The sequence below is a fragment of the Candidatus Binatia bacterium genome, assembly GCA_036504975.1.
GTDB lineage: Bacteria > Desulfobacterota > Binatia > UBA9968 > UBA9968 > JAJPJQ01.
On the sequence record DASXUF010000052.1, the window covers coordinates 1 to 14,695 of the forward strand.

Consider the following 14,695-nt stretch of genomic DNA (forward strand, 5'->3'; position numbering starts at 1 on the left):
CTGGAAGCGGCGGCCTTTTTTCTCCAGCAATCTCTGGAAAAATATCTCAAGGCATTTCTCTTGAGCCGCCAATGGAAGCTCAGGAGAATTCACGAGCTTGATGCGTTGTTGGACGAAGCCGTGAGACACGATTCCGCTCTGGAAGCGTTTCGGGACTTATGCGAGCGTGTATCGGGATATTATTTTGCCGAGCGTTATCCACCTCTCGGCGCCTTCGATCTCGATCCCGAGGATATCAAAGAAGACTTAACGGCGGCCCGCAGCTTCGTAAAGACAATGTTTCCCGGCGAGAAGCTGGGCCGCGCCTGATCCGTCCCGCGCATATGGCGATTACAAAACAGATCGTCGCACATAAGATTGCAGCATACCTGCGCCATGACATCTCTCTTGCCGAATTGGTGGATTGGACGGAAAAGGCGATGATGGAGGGGTAATTTGACGAGAAGGAGGCAGTTCTAACGCTAAGCTGTCGCGCCGCACAAGGAATCTCGAAGGCCCTCGAACAATTCCGGGAAATCGCGAATGACTTAGGAGCGGCGAATCGCTCAAAGAACGAGTGAGATCGCTATGGGTGGAATTGGAAGCGGCAAGCGGCCGAGAGTCGAGCGCGCTAAAGTAGTAGAGCTGGCGAGAAAACATCCCGAATATACCTATGCGGAAATCGGCAGGATGGTAGGTGGAATCACGAGGGAAAGAGTCAGGCAAATTTTGGCGGAGGACGGGAGCTTCAAAAAGCATGCGGTAAAATGCTTTTTCTGCCGTGGTTCAATTCCCCGCACCAAGTTGCGGTATGCCGACATTCAATTCCAAGACGACGGTCCGGCGGCGAGAAAGAGCGTGTACCAATGCGCCGCCTGCGCCTTGAGACGAAAAAAAGAAAGAAAAAAGAATCGTCTGATTACGCTATTCTGCGATCAGTGCGGGCGATTTTTCACCAAATCTGATTCCGAGTTACGAAAGGGCAAGTTCCGAGGATATTACCATAGCTGGTGTTCCGAAAAATGCCGCGGCAGATGGTTTGAGGCGATGCGGTCAAAAACCGCCATTATCGAACGCAAAGGCCAGCCAAGTACCACATTGGGCGCTTGGAAAAAGCTAAGTAAGCAGGCAGAATAGGTCATTAGGGCAGAGGCGAACGACTGAGAGCGAGTACTGGGAGGAGATATGAGTATAGAAAAATCGGTGTTGGAAAAGCTGCTCAAGTTGCCTCTGGAAAAGCAAAAGGAGGTTTTGGACTTCGTAGAGTCGCTTCAAAAGCAGACTAGCCCGCGCCGTCCCCGCCGGAGCTTGAAAGGCCTGTGGGCCGACCTGGGAGTGCAGCTTTCCTCTGAGGATTTGGCCGAAGCGCGGCGCGAAATGTGGGGAGGCTTTCCGAGAGAGGATGTTTGATGGCCGCTGTAGTTGCCGATACCCACGTTGCGGTTTGGTATCTGCTGAGTGCGAAGAATTTATCTTTAAATGCCCAACGAGCAATGGACGACGCAGCCAAGGCGGGAGACCCCGTCTATGTGTCTTCTATTTCCTTAGTGGAGGTTGTGTACCTCGTGGAAAAGGGAAAGCTGCCTCGTGTGGTCCTCGACCGGTTGACTAGCGCGCTTTCGGAACCAACTTCCGGTTTCCTCATCGCCGCGCTCGACTTTCCTGTGGTATCAGCCTTACCGCAAATCTCGCGAGACATGGTTCCAGATATGCCCGACAGAATTATCGCGGCCACAGCGCTGCATTTGGGACTGCCGCTGGTGACTCGCGATTCTAAGGTAATCAACTGCGAAGGCTTGCCTCTACACCCCTTTCCTTCCGATTCTCGTTCACTGCAATGACCAAAGCTTTAACCCGCTTATTATGGGCCACCCGCTATTCGCTGGCGGGGCTGCCCGTGGCCTGGGGCCAGCAGGGGTTCCGGCGGCTTACGGACGCCAGTTTGTCTTCATGAGCTGACGATCCGCCTCCGCTGCGAAGCTGAAATCGTAAGCGCGGCCGGCCGGCACGGGCTCTTTGACGGCGGCGACCTGACGGATGATGTCGAGGTCGTTTTTTTGCGTCTCCTCGTCCACGGTCCCGCCGCGCGTGAAAGTTCCGATCAGATCATCGTAGACGCGGCCCGCCATGTTCCGTTCCACACCCGAGAACTTTACGACGGCTGCTACGGTCGTTTCCCGGTCTTGGTGCATGAGACGCAGCGCTTTGAGCGCCGCCTTGATAAATCCAGCAACGAACTTGGGTTGCTCCTTGATCACGCGATCTGAGGTGGCGAGCGTGCCCCAGGAATTCTTGACCTCGGTCCCGAAATAGAACAGCTCTTTCATGCCTTTTTCCATCCCCACGTAGCGCTGCTCGACGCTCAAGATCGCGGCGTCCACCGCTCCGGCGAGCAGCGCCGTGATCTGATTCCCCGAGCCGGGATCGAGATAGATTAAATCCTGGTTCGGGTCGAGCCCGTGCCGCGCGAGGATCTGTTTCAACATGAACGTCGCGATGGCGGCGATGCCCGTGGTGGCGATTTTCTTCCCTTTGAGGGCTTTCGGGCTGCCGATCTCCGGCCGGGTCAGGAGCCATTGATGCACCCTGTCGTTGACCGCGAGGACCGTTTTCAACGGCGCGTCGGCCTTGGTGACGGCGACGAGAGCGCTGCTTCCGGCCGCCGTGAACTGGACGCTTCCCGCCAGCAGCGCCTGGATGCTCGGTGTCGGCTCAATGTAGGTGATTTTCAGATCGATTCCTTCCTCGCGCATGTAGCCGCGCTCCTGCGCCAGCGGATAAATCACCTGCTGGAAGCTCTTGGTGGGGATGGCCATCGTCAGAGTGTCGAGGGCGGCGACCTTGGCCGGGGCAAGCACGAGCGCCAAAATACCGATCGTGAGAACCATGGTGGAATTGAATCGTTTCATTTCGTCATCCTCACTGCACGCGAGTTACAGCCCGTAAAGCCGGCGCGGATTATCGCAGAGTATTTTTTCCGTCAGCGGCGGCGGTATGTCCTCGCGCGCTCTCATCGTTGCGACGAGATGGCGCTCCTCGGAGGGATCGTTATGGCCGTAGTCGGAGCCGATGATCAGGTGATCCTCTCCCGTGCATCGCGCGAGATAGGGCACGTCCTCATCCGCCTCGCAGGCGACGTAGAGCCTGCATTCGCGAAAGAGATCCGCGCTCGCGCCATATCTCCAGCGATCGCGCAGCAGCCTTTTGAGAATGTGCACGAGAAACGGCACCCAGCCCGCGGAGGCCTCGATAAAACCGAACCTGAGCCTGGGAAACATGTCGGGGATCTTATTGGCGACCAGATCGCGAAACGCCGCCAGAGGCAAAACCCTGCTGGCGAGGAAGCTGTGGTTGCGCTCGACGTCGATCAAGTCCAGCAGCGCCGTATTGCCGATCGCCGTGTGAATGCAGATGGGCATAGCGACATCCATGGCCGCCTGGTAAACCGGAAAGAAATAGGGATTGTCCAAGGTTTTGTCGCCTTCGAGCCCGCGGAAGAATACCCCGACGGCGCCGTGATCCTTCGCCCACTTGATCTCCTTCACCGATTCCTCGACGGCCCTTAAGGGCGGGACCACCACCCAGCGGAGACGGCCGCCGCTTTTGGAGCAGGCGTCCGCCAGCCAGCGGTTGTAGGCGCGGCACAAAGCGATCTCCAGCAGGGCGTCGTCGGTCAGGTAGACGAGGAACAACGTGGGGTAGATCACCTGCAACTCGACCCCGAGCTTGTCCATGTCTCTCAAGCGCGCTTGTGGATCCGTCAGCTCGCGGCATGCGATATGGATGTCGCCGCGGGACGACTCGTGCTTGGAGGCCGAGGGCGTGATCAGGCGGAAGCTCGCTCTTCCCACCGGCCGTGGAAAGATATTGCCGTCGATCAGCCAAAAGGCGTTCCGCGGGCCATAAAGAGTGTCGTCAGGCACCGAGACGACAACCGGCCGTCGCGGATACATTTCACGGTCGATCAATTCCCACATTCGATTGGACTCGGCGATATGAGTGTCTGCGTCGACTACTCCGGCCATAAGAGATCTCCTTCACGGGCTTGCGGCCCCGTGTCTACTCGTCTAGGTATACCGCAGGCTCAAAGGTGGTTGTCAACACCCTAATACACCGACTTAGAGCTCGTCTTGCCTTCCTTCTGCTTCATCGCGTAATATCCCACGATCGCTGAAGAAAACTTCGCCGTTTGTTTCGATGACATCACAGCCTTTCACACGCTTATATTGGGCCACCCGCTATTCGCTGGCGGGGCTTCGCGTGGCCTGGGGCCAGCAGGCGTTTCGTCAGGAGATAGCCGTTCTTGTCGTGCTCGTGCCCGCGGCTTTGTGGCTCGGACAAAACGGCGTGGAGCGGGCGCTGCTGATCGGTAGCTGGGTGCTGGTGATCTTGGTGGAGCTGATCAACTCCGCGGTCGAAGCGGTGGTCGATCGGGTCGGGCTGGAGCGACACGAACTGGCGGGAAAAGCAAAGGATCTCGGATCGGCCACCGTGTTTTGCGCGATTCTACTCGCTATCGGCGTTTGGGCGGTCGTATTGGCGAGCTAATTCGTGCTCGATTGAGTGGGACGATATGACGCCCTGCTTCGGGTCGCACGAGTCCGATTTTCCAGGCCGTACCTGAGGTCGATCCCGCCGATGTATTCGAGAGTATAGCGAACGTAACGTTGCAGAAGCTTGGAAACCTGCTGGCAGAAAGGTCCGTCGTCGAACAGCAGGCAGCCGACGTACGATGTCCCCTCGTGTTCGATGGTGAGAAAACATTTGCCGTGAGGGTCGAGCTTGGATGGCGTGACTTCAACGAGCGTGCCGACTTCGCCCGAAAGATTGAGGTTCTTTTTTTGACCCGATATCCAAGTCCAGGCCGGAGGCCAATTGCTGCCGCTTCTGTACGACATCAATGGATGATTTCGCAATTCCATGTAAGCACTATTTTATTGCCGCAGCGGTTTTGAACAATCAGGTAAATACCTGGCGAAGATTAAATTTCTCGGGCGATAGCCGAGTAACGATATTCCGGCGCAGAGGGTCGGCATACGTTATGCGCTACGCCGGTTGGATCGGTAAAGCGCTGAACGTTGCACTGCGAAGTCGATAAACTGCACCGCCGGCGGACAATGTACTTGAGCCGCCTGGCGCAGGACCGGCACCTCGGTCTCATCGCAGGTCACGACAAACTCGTCGGGACTTTCTATTCCGCCGAGCAGCTCGACCGCTTTTTCCAGTGCGGTATGGATCCCGGCTTTTTTCGAGACGCGGCTCAGCAAACATTCGCGCCACTCGGGCTGCAAATGAATTTCAACATCCATCGGAAACACCTCGATGATTTTAAATTACAATATTAATAGCCGGATACCGCGCGATGAACAATTGGGTGAAGACCCCAAAGTTGTCATGGAGTTGACCTGAAGGAAATAATTTTTACAGATTGAAAAAGCCTACAGCTCGATATCTCCAATGGCGAAAAAACAAAGACAAACCAACCGGCTCATCGGAGTCATCTCGGATACTCACGGTCTGATGCGGCCGGAAGCGCTGCGCGCGCTCGCAGGCGCCGACCTGATCATCCACGCCGGCGATATCGGAAAGCCGGAAGTTGTCGCGGCTTTGCAATCCATGGCGAAGGTGATCGCCATTCGCGGGAATAACGATCGGGGCGCTTGGGCGCGGAAATTTCGCGAGACGGCCGTCGTGAAAACCGGCCGGATAAAAATCCTTGTCGTGCACGAGGTCAAAGGATTGGCCATCGATCCGAACGCCGCCGGTTTCCGCGTCGTGATCAGCGGCCATTCTCATTCTCCTTCAATCGTCGAGCGCGACGGTGTCCTTTATCTGAATCCCGGCAGCGCCGGCCCGCGGCGGTTCAACCTGCCGATCGCGGTCGCCAAATTGCGTCTCAAGGGATCTACGGTCGGTGCCCGCATCTTGAAGTTGAACCCGTCCGCCGTCGCTAAAAGAAATCCTTGACTTCGGCCGCGATAGAACATATAAAAATTTAAGCCTTTTAAACCAATCCGGTGAGATTGGCAAAGGTCTCATGAAAACTCAAAATCTAATCCATCAGTACGCCCGAAGACCTGCGTGGTGACTCCCGGAGGTCTTTTTTTATTTTATGGAAACGGAGAAACGCGTCTTGCTCGAGAACGAAGAGGTTCAAAGGACCATCAGCCGGATGGCGCATGAAATCGTCGAGAAGAGCGGCGCGGAAAGCCTCGCGTTGATAGGGATTCGCTCCGGCGGCGCGTATCTCGTCCGGCGCATAGGGCGAAAGATCGAAGCGCTGACCGGGAATTCGCCGGCCGTCGGGGTGGTCGACGTCACGGCGTATCGCGACGATATTGAGAAGCATCCGGGCGAGCGATCGGCGCGCATGGATGTGCCGGTCGCCGTGGATCAGCGGACGGTGGTGCTGGTTGACGACGTGATCAATACCGGGCGGACGATTCGGGCGGCGCTGGAAATGCTCGGCCACGCGGGCAAGCCGAAGAAGATCCTGGTCGCGACCTTGGTCGATCGGGGCGACCGCGAGCTGCCGATCCGGGCCGACATCGTCGGCAAAAACGTGCAAGTCGAAGAATCGGAACGGGTGAATGTTTTGCTTCAAGAGTCGGACGGAGGCGATGTCGTAACCGTGACGAAACATTCGCCAAGAAAATAAAATCGCAAGCGATCCATGAAGTTCGATATGCCGTCTTCAAAACCAGGCCTGATTTCGATCGAAGATTTGAGCGACCGCGAGATCGAAGAGATTTTCGCCCTGGCCGATACGATGCTGCCCGAGAACCGGAACCCTTCCGAGGCGCGCGCGCTCGGCGGCAAGATCATGGCGACGCTCTTTTATGAGCCGAGCACGAGAACGCGGCTTTCTTTCGAATCGGCGATGCAGCGGCTCGGCGGCTCGGTGATCAGTTGCCCGGACATGAAAAGCTCCTCGGCCGCCAAGGGCGAGACCATCGCCGACACCGCGAGGGTCGTTTCCAGTTATGCCGATGTCTTGGTCGTACGCCATTACTGGGACGGCGCGGCGCAAGCGATGGCGGAGTATGCGAGCGTTCCCGTGATCAACGCCGGCGACGGCAGCCACGAGCATCCGACGCAAACGCTCGGCGACCTCTATACGCTCAAGAAAGAAAAGGGCGATTTGAAGGGGCTGACGGTCGTGATCTGCGGCGATTTGAAGCACGGCCGGACCATTCATTCTCTGGTCTACGCGCTGGCGCGCTTCGGCGTGAACGTAGTGACGCTGGCCGCGGGCGGCATGGCGCTGCCGCAATACGTGATCGAAAAACTCGAACGGGAGCAGCACTACAACTTGACTCCGGTCGCTTCGGACGACCTGCAGGCGGCGATGGCGGAGACCGACGCCATCTATCTCACCCCTGACCAGCCGCACCAGCTCGCGCTTTTCACTCAGGTGGATCAGGACATCCAGGGCCGGATCAAGAGCATGGCCGCGGGACTCAAATTCGACGCATTCTATGTCACGCGCAAACAAAAAGAGCGCATGAAGCAGGGAAACGGCGGCGAAGCCGGGGGCTATCCAAGCCTCGGCGAAGGTTTTCTCAAGGAGCGGCGCTTCAAGGATACCGTGGTGATGCACCCGCTGCCGCGGGTCGATGAGCTGTCGCCGGAAATCGATAAGGATCGCAGGGGAATCTACTTCAAGCAGGCGGCTTATGGGGTGCCGATTCGGATGGCGCTGCTCAAGTTCCTGCTGGGGCCGTCAGCCCCGGCGCGGAGCCGCGCGCCGGAGAAAAAGCGGCTGCTGTACGAAAGCCCCGAAGCGATCGGCCCTCAATGCGCCAACGCCAATTGCGTGACGCGAACCGAGAGCCTTTCGGCGCGCCCGAGCTTCGAGCTGTTGTTTTCCGGTCCCGGGGGCGCTCTGATTTTGCGCTGCTCTTACTGCAATCATCAGCTCAGGGTCGAGTACGTGGGTCACACGAGCTCGCGGCGCTATTGTCCCTACGATTTTTCGCTCGACGAGACGTTCTCCGGCTGGCTCAAGCGCGGCGAGCTGGCGATCTTCGACTCCATCAAGCAGGCCGAGGAGCTGGGCTACGAGCCGTACAAGAGCGGGCCGCAGCGCAACATTCTCGGCGAAGAGGAGATTCGCGGCGCGATTCAAAGAATGGCCGAGCAGATTTTCAACGAGAGCGAAGATTCCGAGCGCCTGGTCCTTCTCGGCGTCAAGACCAAGGGAGCGGTTCTCGCCCGGCGCATCGCCGATGAGATAGAAAAATCCCGGCGGCGCAAAGTCGAGGTCGCCGAGATCGAGATTTTCGGCAGCGATGAAGGCATTCACAGAATTTGCGAGCCGGGCGCGGAGGCGGAGCCGCTCGCCCTCAAGGATCGTCCCGTCGTCATCGTGGACGACGTCATTTATACCGGGCGCACGGCCAAAAGCGCCCTCAGCATCATCTTTAAAGCCGGCCGGCCCAGATCCGTGCGTCTGGCGGTGCTGGTGGACCGCGGCCACCGTGAAGTGCCGGTCAAGCCGAACTACGTGGGAAAGCACATTCCGAGTTCCGAAAAGGAGAGGGTGCGCGTCAAGCTGCGCGAGGTGGAGCAGGACGAGCGCGATAAAGTCGTGATCTATTCGATCATCGGACTGAATGAAAGCCGGCAGCAGCCGGCGGCCGGTGGTCAGCCATGAAGGCGATCCTGGCGCTGGCAGACGAAACGTTTTACCTCGGCCGCTCCTTCGGCGCCGAAGGGGAAGCGATCGGCGAGGTCGTGTTCAACACCAGCATGACCGGTTACCAGGAGATCCTGACCGATCCTTCCTACGAAGGGCAATTGGTGGCGATGACTTATCCCGAGATCGGCAACGTCGGCGTCAACCCGGAAGACGTGGAGTCGCTGAAGCCGTACGTCAAAGGCTTCATCGTCAAGGAGTATTGCGCGTTACCCAGCAATTGGCGCGCGACCCAGCCGCTCGGCGAATACATGAAAGAGCACGGCATCGTCGGCATCGAGGGAATCGACACCCGGTCTCTGGTTCGCCGCCTGAGGGATCATGGATCGCAGGAGGCGATCATTTCGACGCGGAGCGATAATCCCGCAGAGCTGATCGCGAAAGCGAAAGCGTCGCCGGGCCTGGTCGGGAGAGATCTGGTCAAAGAGGTTAGCTGTTGGGAAAGCTACGATTGGGACGAGGGAGGCTGGGAGCTGGGAACCGGGTACAGGAAAAGAATAGAGGCGGACGGCGCAAAGAAACCGCGCAAGACCAAAACGGCAAGCTTCGAGCAGCCGCGATTTTCGGTCGTCGCCTACGACTACGGCATCAAGCGGAATATCTTGCGCGGCCTCGCCGAGTCGGGCTGCACGGTGAAAGTCGTTCCGGCCGGAACTGCAGCCGAGGACGTTCTGGCGCTCAATCCGAATGGCATTTTTCTCTCGAATGGGCCGGGAGATCCCGACGCGGTCCCATACGCGAAGGAAAACGTCCGGAAGCTCATCGGAAAAAAGCCGATCTTCGGCATCTGTCTCGGCCACCAGATCCTCGGCCTGGCGCTCGGCGGAAAGACTTACAAGTTAAAATTCGGCCATCACGGCGGCAATCAGCCGGTGATGGATTTGACCACGCGCAAAGTCGAGATCACGACGCAGAACCACGGCTTCGCCGTGGACGCCGACTCGCTCAAGGACGCCGCCGTCGTGACGCATCTCAACTTGAACGACCACACCGTCGAAGGCCTGGCGCACCGCGAGCTGCCGATCTTCTCCGTCCAGTATCATCCGGAATCTTCTCCCGGCCCGCACGACGCGCGCTATCTGTTCAAGCGTTTCGTCGAGATGATGGAGAAGCAGGGGCAGTGAAGCTCCAAGAAACGAAGTTAGTCTCCGAACAACTGGCTACTGAGGACCCTTCTGCTATCTGCGCGTGTCAGGAGCCAGGTATTTTCAATTGCGGGATGAAAGGAATTTTAGCAGGGGAGCCGCAAGACAACGGCTGTCGATATGTCGAACGTTGTGATGCGTGCGAGCGCTTCGATTCTGATGAGGCAGCTTGCGAAGAGTTTGCGCGTCTTATGGGTGGCCGATGTTGTTATGACCCTGACGAAATAATAGTTTGGTTCCCAGCATGAACGAGACGGTCACACACGCAACTATACTGAGAAGTCTTTGGACAGAAAGTTTGCAGGGGCTTCTTTCGCAAGTCGAGGATAACCTCATGCTGGTGTCACCGTTCGTTAAGCTCTCAAAGGCAGGGGAAATATTAGCTGAACTAAGCCACCGAGGAGTTCAAAACAAGGTGCGGCTTGTAATGCTCACCGACCTACGTCCCGAATGCGCTCTAAGCGGATCGCTGGACTTAGAAGCGTTGATTGCGCTCGGACATGGAATTCCGAATTTTCTCTTAACACATCTACCAAGTCTTCATGCGAAAGTTTACATCGCGGACCAGAAGGCAGCTATTGTGACGTCCGGTAATCTAACTGATTCAGGTGTGAGTGGAAATATTGAGTACGGAGTGGCTTTCAGCGATAAAAGCGTGGTCACTCAAATACGCGAGGATTTTGAGCAGTACTCGTTACTAGGGGCGAAGGTGTCATCCACAGAGATCGAAGCGCTACTGGATGAAGTGAGAGAACTTAAAGAACTTTATCAGAAGGCCGAGCAAGGAATACGCGTTCGAGCCAGACTGGCCTTTAAACGGAAACTCCAAGCGACGCATTTACAGCTTCTCCGACACCGCGCAAAAGGGAAAACAACACACGCTATATTTTCCCAGACAATTCTATTTCTGCTCGCAAAAGGACCGCTACGAACAACTGAAATTCATCCTCTGATCCAAAGGCTGCATCCTGACATTTGTGACGACTCCATTGATCGTGTGATCGATGGCGTGAGCTTTGGCAAGAAGTGGAAGCGCCACGTAAGAACTGCACAGCAGTTCCTAAAAAGAGAGGGCAAGATCGGATACGGCGGAGAACGGTGGCATCTCATGTCCAATGAACCGGAGGCCAAGAATGGCAAAGTCTGAAAGGGCTATGAAAAAAGATCTTAAAGAAGCGAACGCAGAGGTGTTCTATAAAGCCTTCCGTTCTATGGACTCGGCTTCCAGGCGCCGGTTGGCGCTGCGTATCTTAAAAGACGAAGCCCTTCTCGAAGATCTGTATGATCATTTCCTGATTCAAGAAGCTGAAAAAGAAAAAGGACGCAGCATTCCATGGGAGGAATACCTCGATAAGAGGGACCGACGGACCAGCTGATGACGTATCGGCTGTATCTTAGACCGGCAGCTGAGAAGGATTTACAGTGGCTCCCGAGAGAAGTTGCAAGTCGCGTGGAGAGAGCCATCAACCGATTATGTGACGAACCTAGACCGAGAGGTTCCAAAAAGCTGTCAGGCTACGAAAATGAATGGCGAGTAAGAGTCGGGGACTATAGGATCTTGTACACCATTGATGATGCGAAAAAAGAGGTGCGGATCGCTCGCGTAGCTCATCGAAGAGAAGTTTACCGCTAGCCATGCCCAAGCGCAGCGACATTCACTCGATCCTGCTGATCGGCTCGGGGCCGATCGTGATCGGCCAGGCGTGCGAGTTCGACTACTCCGGCACGCAGGCGTGCAAGGCGCTGAAGGAAGAGGGCTTCCGCGTAGTCCTCGTCAACTCCAATCCGGCGACGATCATGACCGATCCGGAATTTGCGGACCGTACTTACATCGAGCCCATCACCGTCGATCTCGTCGAAAAGATCATTCAGAAAGAGCGGCCGGATGCACTGCTTCCGACCATCGGCGGACAGACCGCGCTCAACATCGCCATCGACCTGGCGGAGCAGGGGATCCTGGAGCGCTACGGCGTCGAGATGATCGGCGCGAATCTCGAGGCGATCAAGAAAGCCGAAGACCGCGATCTATTCAAGGAAGCGATGGCGCGGGCCGGTCTCGATCTTCCGCAAAGCGGCTACGCCCGCAGCATGGCCGACGCCAACCGAATCCAGAAGCGCCTCAGCTTTCCGGTCATCATCCGTCCCTCGCGCACGCTCGGCGGCAGCGGCGGCAACATCGCCTACGGCGCGGACGATTTCAAAGAAGTCGTCCAGCGGGGCCTGGACATCTCCCCGGTCCACGAGGTTCTCATCGAAGAGTCCGTGCTCGGCTGGAAAGAGTTCGAGCTGGAGGTGATGCGCGATCACAAAGACAACGTGGTGATCGTCTGCTCGATCGAGAATTTCGATCCGATGGGCGTGCACACCGGCGACTCGATCACGGTCGCTCCCGCGCAAACCCTCACCGATAAAGAGTATCAGATCATGCGCGACGCCGCCCTCCGCGTGATCCGCGAGATCGGCGTAGACACCGGCGGATCGAATATTCAGTTTGCCGTCAATCCCGCCGACGGGCGCATGGTCGTGATCGAGATGAACCCGCGGGTCTCGCGCAGCTCGGCGCTGGCGAGCAAGGCGACCGGCTTTCCCATCGCCAAGATGGCCGCCAAGCTCGCCGTTGGCTACACGCTGGACGAGATTCCGAACGACATCACGCGCGAGACGCCGGCGTGCTTCGAGCCGACGATCGACTACGTGGTCGTAAAGATCCCGCGCTTTACTTTCGAGAAATTCCCCCAGGCGCAGGATATCCTCACGCCGCAGATGAAGTCGGTCGGCGAAGCGATGGCGATCGGCCGCACGTTCAAAGAGTCGCTGCAGAAGGCGATGCGCTCGCTGGAGATCGGCTCTTACGGCTTCGAAGAGAAGCTGGCGCCCGGAGAAGGCGACCGGGATGAAAAATTGCGCTCGCTCGAAAACAAGCTTCGGGTGCCGAACGCCGACCGCTTGTGGCACTTGGCCGACGCGCTCAGAGTCGGAATGACGATCGAGAAGATTTACGGCCTCAGCAAAATCGATCCGTGGTTTTTGGACCAACTCCGCCAGATCGTCGCCGCCGAGGAAGAGATCAAAGCCGCGCGCGGCGAGGGCGGCGCCCTCACGGCCGAATTTTTCCACAGGGTGAAGCAGATGGGCTTTTCCGACCGCAGGCTGGGAAAGCTCCTGGGACGACCGGAGGAAGATATCCGCGCGCAGAGAACCGAGGCGGACGTGCGCGCCGTATTTCGCGCCGTCGATACCTGCGGCGCTGAGTTCGCAGCCTATACGCCGTACCTTTACTCCACCTATGAAGGAGAAGACGAGTCGAACCGGACGCCGAAAAAGAAGATCATGATTCTCGGCGGCGGGCCCAATCGAATCGGCCAAGGCATCGAGTTCGACTACTGCTGCGTTCACGCGGCGTTCGCCCTCAAGGAAGACGGCTACGAGACCATCATGGTCAACTGCAATCCCGAGACGGTCAGCACCGATTACGACACCTCCGACAAGCTCTACTTTGAGCCGCTGACGCTGGAAGACGTGCTCAACATCGTGGAGCGGGAAAATCCCGACGGCGTCATCGTCCAGTTCGGCGGCCAGACGCCGCTGAAGCTCGCTTTGGCGCTGGAGCGGGCGGGCGTCAAGATCATCGGCACCTCCCCGGACAGCATCGACCTGGCCGAGGACCGCGAGCGCTTCAAGCAACTCCTCGATCGTCTCGGCTTGAAGCAGCCGATGAGCGGGACGGCGCGCTCGTACGAGGACGCGCTGCAGATCGCCGAGCTGCTCGATTATCCCGTGCTGGTTCGTCCTTCCTACGTCCTCGGCGGGCGGGCGATGGAGATCGTCTACGACCGGGACACTCTCAAACGTTACATGACGCACGCGGTCGCGGCGTCTCCCGAGCATCCCGTTCTGATCGACAAATTTTTGGACGACGCGATCGAGCTGGACGTGGATGCGCTGGCCGACGGCGAGCGCGTCGTGATCGGCGGCATCATGGAGCACATCGAGCGCGCCGGCGTCCACTCCGGCGACAGCGCCTGCAGCCTGCCGCCGAAGTCGATTTCGCCCGCGATCCAGCAGGAGATCCGCCGGCAAGCTTCGGCTCTGGCGGTGGCGCTCAACGTCCGCGGCTTGATGAACGTGCAATTCGCCGTCAAGGGCCAGGACATCTACGTTCTCGAAGTCAACCCCCGCGCCTCGCGCACGGTGCCGTTCGTGAGCAAGGCGACCGGCGTCCCGCTGGCAAAAATCGCCGCGCGCATCATGGTCGGTAAAAGACTCGACGCGCTGGCCGCCGAAGTCCTGCCGCGACATATCTCGGTGAAAGAATCGGTTTTCCCGTTCAATAAATTTCCCGGCGTCGATACCCTGCTCGGGCCGGAGATGAAGTCCACAGGAGAGGTCATGGGAATCGATGCGTCTTTCGGGCTCGCGTACGCAAAAGCGCAGCTCGGCAGCGGCACCCGGCTGCCGCGCGGCGGCAAAGTCTTCATCAGCGTGCGCGACGAAGACAAGGAGCCGGTCGCCCGGATCGCCGGAAAGCTCCAGCGACTCGGCTTTCGGATTGTCGCTACTCGAGGTACCGCCGCTTATTTTCTGCTGCATGGAATCTCCGCCGAGACCGTCAAAAAAGTTCAGGAAGGGAGCCCGAACATCGCGGAGGCGATCAAAAACGGGGAGATCGCAATGGTGATCAATACCCCGATGGACGCGCACTCCCACGCGGATTCGTTCCACCTCAGGCGCAACGCCGTCGATTACCAGGTGCCCTATTTCACCACCATCGCCGGCGCGGACGCGGCGGCGGAAGGAATCGAATTGCTCAAAGATCGCGAGTTCGACGTCCGCCCGCTGCAGGAATATCTGGCGCCGACTCAAGTATGAAGGA

Annotated in this window: 17 protein-coding genes; 13 read left to right on the forward strand and 4 right to left on the reverse strand. The window is 57.9% G+C overall.

Annotation, left to right across the window (positions count from 1 at the left end):
- The 4 genes from VGL70_06915 to VGL70_06930 all read left to right on the forward strand — a co-directional run.
- A partial coding sequence (locus VGL70_06915; GenBank protein ID HEY3303251.1) for a HEPN domain-containing protein occupies positions 1–309 on the forward strand: 309 nt, incomplete at its 5' end.
- Between the two features lie 258 nt (positions 310–567).
- A complete protein-coding gene (locus VGL70_06920) occupies positions 568–1,116 on the forward strand; it encodes a hypothetical protein (protein ID HEY3303252.1) in 549 nt (182 codons plus the stop codon).
- Between the two features lie 48 nt (positions 1,117–1,164).
- On the forward strand, positions 1,165–1,389 hold the full coding sequence (locus VGL70_06925) for a hypothetical protein (GenBank protein ID HEY3303253.1): 225 nt from the start codon (positions 1,165–1,167) through the stop codon (positions 1,387–1,389).
- Entirely contained in the window at positions 1,389–1,820 is a 432-nt protein-coding gene (locus tag VGL70_06930; protein ID HEY3303254.1) for a type II toxin-antitoxin system VapC family toxin, read from the forward strand. The genes VGL70_06925 and VGL70_06930 overlap by 1 nt, the downstream gene beginning before the upstream one ends.
- 87 nt (positions 1,821–1,907) lie before the next feature.
- On the opposite strand, the gene VGL70_06935 is transcribed toward VGL70_06930, so the two are convergent.
- Positions 1,908–2,888: an ABC transporter substrate-binding protein gene (locus VGL70_06935; GenBank protein ID HEY3303255.1), complete on the reverse strand. Its 981-nt coding sequence runs from the start codon at positions 2,886–2,888 to the stop codon at positions 1,908–1,910.
- 24 nt (positions 2,889–2,912) lie between these two features.
- The gene (locus tag VGL70_06940; GenBank protein ID HEY3303256.1) at positions 2,913–4,004 is read right to left on the reverse strand and encodes an amidohydrolase family protein; all 1,092 of its coding nucleotides are present in this window, start codon (positions 4,002–4,004) and stop codon (positions 2,913–2,915) included.
- Between the two features lie 172 nt (positions 4,005–4,176).
- Between VGL70_06940 and VGL70_06945 the strand changes: the two genes are divergently transcribed.
- Positions 4,177–4,527 carry a diacylglycerol kinase gene (locus VGL70_06945; protein HEY3303257.1) on the forward strand — a complete coding sequence of 117 codons (351 nt, stop codon included), beginning with the start codon at positions 4,177–4,179 and terminating at the stop codon, positions 4,525–4,527.
- Here VGL70_06945 and VGL70_06950 read toward each other — a convergent pair.
- Both VGL70_06950 and VGL70_06955 read right to left on the reverse strand, forming a co-directional pair.
- On the reverse strand, positions 4,524–4,901 hold the full coding sequence (locus tag VGL70_06950) for a hypothetical protein (GenBank protein HEY3303258.1): 378 nt from the start codon (positions 4,899–4,901) through the stop codon (positions 4,524–4,526). The genes VGL70_06945 and VGL70_06950 overlap by 4 nt on opposite strands.
- A 117-nt stretch (positions 4,902–5,018) precedes the next feature.
- The gene (locus VGL70_06955) at positions 5,019–5,288 is read right to left on the reverse strand and encodes a hypothetical protein (GenBank protein HEY3303259.1); all 270 of its coding nucleotides are present in this window, start codon (positions 5,286–5,288) and stop codon (positions 5,019–5,021) included.
- Positions 5,289–5,436: 148 nt separating this feature from the next.
- Here VGL70_06955 and VGL70_06960 point away from each other — a divergent pair, with 148 nt between their 5' ends.
- The 8 genes from VGL70_06960 to carB all read left to right on the forward strand — a co-directional run bounded on the left by VGL70_06960 (position 5,437) and on the right by carB (position 14,691).
- Entirely contained in the window at positions 5,437–5,946 is a 510-nt protein-coding gene (locus tag VGL70_06960) for a metallophosphoesterase family protein (protein HEY3303260.1), read from the forward strand.
- A gap of 145 nt (positions 5,947–6,091) precedes the next feature.
- Positions 6,092–6,637, forward strand: a complete 546-nt coding sequence (pyrR, locus tag VGL70_06965; GenBank protein ID HEY3303261.1) for a bifunctional pyr operon transcriptional regulator/uracil phosphoribosyltransferase PyrR — start codon at positions 6,092–6,094, stop codon at positions 6,635–6,637.
- 27 nt (positions 6,638–6,664) lie between these two features.
- Complete coding sequence (gene pyrB, locus VGL70_06970) at positions 6,665–8,635, forward strand: aspartate carbamoyltransferase (GenBank protein ID HEY3303262.1); 1,971 nt, start codon at positions 6,665–6,667, stop codon at positions 8,633–8,635.
- A complete protein-coding gene (carA, locus tag VGL70_06975; protein HEY3303263.1) occupies positions 8,632–9,801 on the forward strand; it encodes a glutamine-hydrolyzing carbamoyl-phosphate synthase small subunit in 1,170 nt (389 codons plus the stop codon). Before pyrB ends, carA begins: the two co-directional genes overlap by 4 nt.
- Positions 9,802–10,066: 265 nt before the next feature.
- The gene (locus VGL70_06980) at positions 10,067–10,969 is read left to right on the forward strand and encodes a phospholipase D family protein (protein HEY3303264.1); all 903 of its coding nucleotides are present in this window, start codon (positions 10,067–10,069) and stop codon (positions 10,967–10,969) included.
- Positions 10,956–11,198, forward strand: a complete 243-nt coding sequence (locus tag VGL70_06985) for a hypothetical protein (protein ID HEY3303265.1) — start codon at positions 10,956–10,958, stop codon at positions 11,196–11,198. The genes VGL70_06980 and VGL70_06985 overlap by 14 nt, the downstream gene beginning before the upstream one ends.
- Positions 11,198–11,455: a type II toxin-antitoxin system RelE/ParE family toxin gene (locus tag VGL70_06990; GenBank protein ID HEY3303266.1), complete on the forward strand. Its 258-nt coding sequence runs from the start codon at positions 11,198–11,200 to the stop codon at positions 11,453–11,455. Before VGL70_06985 ends, VGL70_06990 begins: the two co-directional genes overlap by 1 nt.
- A 2-nt stretch (positions 11,456–11,457) precedes the next feature.
- Complete coding sequence (gene carB, locus VGL70_06995) at positions 11,458–14,691, forward strand: carbamoyl-phosphate synthase large subunit (GenBank protein HEY3303267.1); 3,234 nt, start codon at positions 11,458–11,460, stop codon at positions 14,689–14,691.
- The last annotated feature ends 4 nt before the right edge of the window (positions 14,692–14,695 follow it).

Coding starts and splice junctions, on each gene's coding strand:
- VGL70_06920 (HEY3303252.1), top strand. CDS start 568: ATGGGTGGAATTGGAAGCGGCAAGCGGCCGAGAGTCGAGCGCGCTAAA.
- VGL70_06925 (HEY3303253.1), top strand. CDS start 1,165: ATGAGTATAGAAAAATCGGTGTTGGAAAAGCTGCTCAAGTTGCCTCTG.
- VGL70_06930 (HEY3303254.1), top strand. CDS start 1,389: ATGGCCGCTGTAGTTGCCGATACCCACGTTGCGGTTTGGTATCTGCTG.
- VGL70_06935 (HEY3303255.1), bottom strand. CDS start 2,888: ATGAAACGATTCAATTCCACCATGGTTCTCACGATCGGTATTTTGGCG.
- VGL70_06940 (HEY3303256.1), bottom strand. CDS start 4,004: ATGGCCGGAGTAGTCGACGCAGACACTCATATCGCCGAGTCCAATCGA.
- VGL70_06945 (HEY3303257.1), top strand. CDS start 4,177: ATGACATCACAGCCTTTCACACGCTTATATTGGGCCACCCGCTATTCG.
- VGL70_06950 (HEY3303258.1), bottom strand. CDS start 4,901: ATGGAATTGCGAAATCATCCATTGATGTCGTACAGAAGCGGCAGCAAT.
- VGL70_06955 (HEY3303259.1), bottom strand. CDS start 5,288: ATGGATGTTGAAATTCATTTGCAGCCCGAGTGGCGCGAATGTTTGCTG.
- VGL70_06960 (HEY3303260.1), top strand. CDS start 5,437: ATGGCGAAAAAACAAAGACAAACCAACCGGCTCATCGGAGTCATCTCG.
- pyrR (HEY3303261.1), top strand. CDS start 6,092: ATGGAAACGGAGAAACGCGTCTTGCTCGAGAACGAAGAGGTTCAAAGG.
- pyrB (HEY3303262.1), top strand. CDS start 6,665: ATGCCGTCTTCAAAACCAGGCCTGATTTCGATCGAAGATTTGAGCGAC.
- carA (HEY3303263.1), top strand. CDS start 8,632: ATGAAGGCGATCCTGGCGCTGGCAGACGAAACGTTTTACCTCGGCCGC.
- VGL70_06980 (HEY3303264.1), top strand. CDS start 10,067: ATGAACGAGACGGTCACACACGCAACTATACTGAGAAGTCTTTGGACA.
- VGL70_06985 (HEY3303265.1), top strand. CDS start 10,956: ATGGCAAAGTCTGAAAGGGCTATGAAAAAAGATCTTAAAGAAGCGAAC.
- VGL70_06990 (HEY3303266.1), top strand. CDS start 11,198: ATGACGTATCGGCTGTATCTTAGACCGGCAGCTGAGAAGGATTTACAG.
- carB (HEY3303267.1), top strand. CDS start 11,458: ATGCCCAAGCGCAGCGACATTCACTCGATCCTGCTGATCGGCTCGGGG.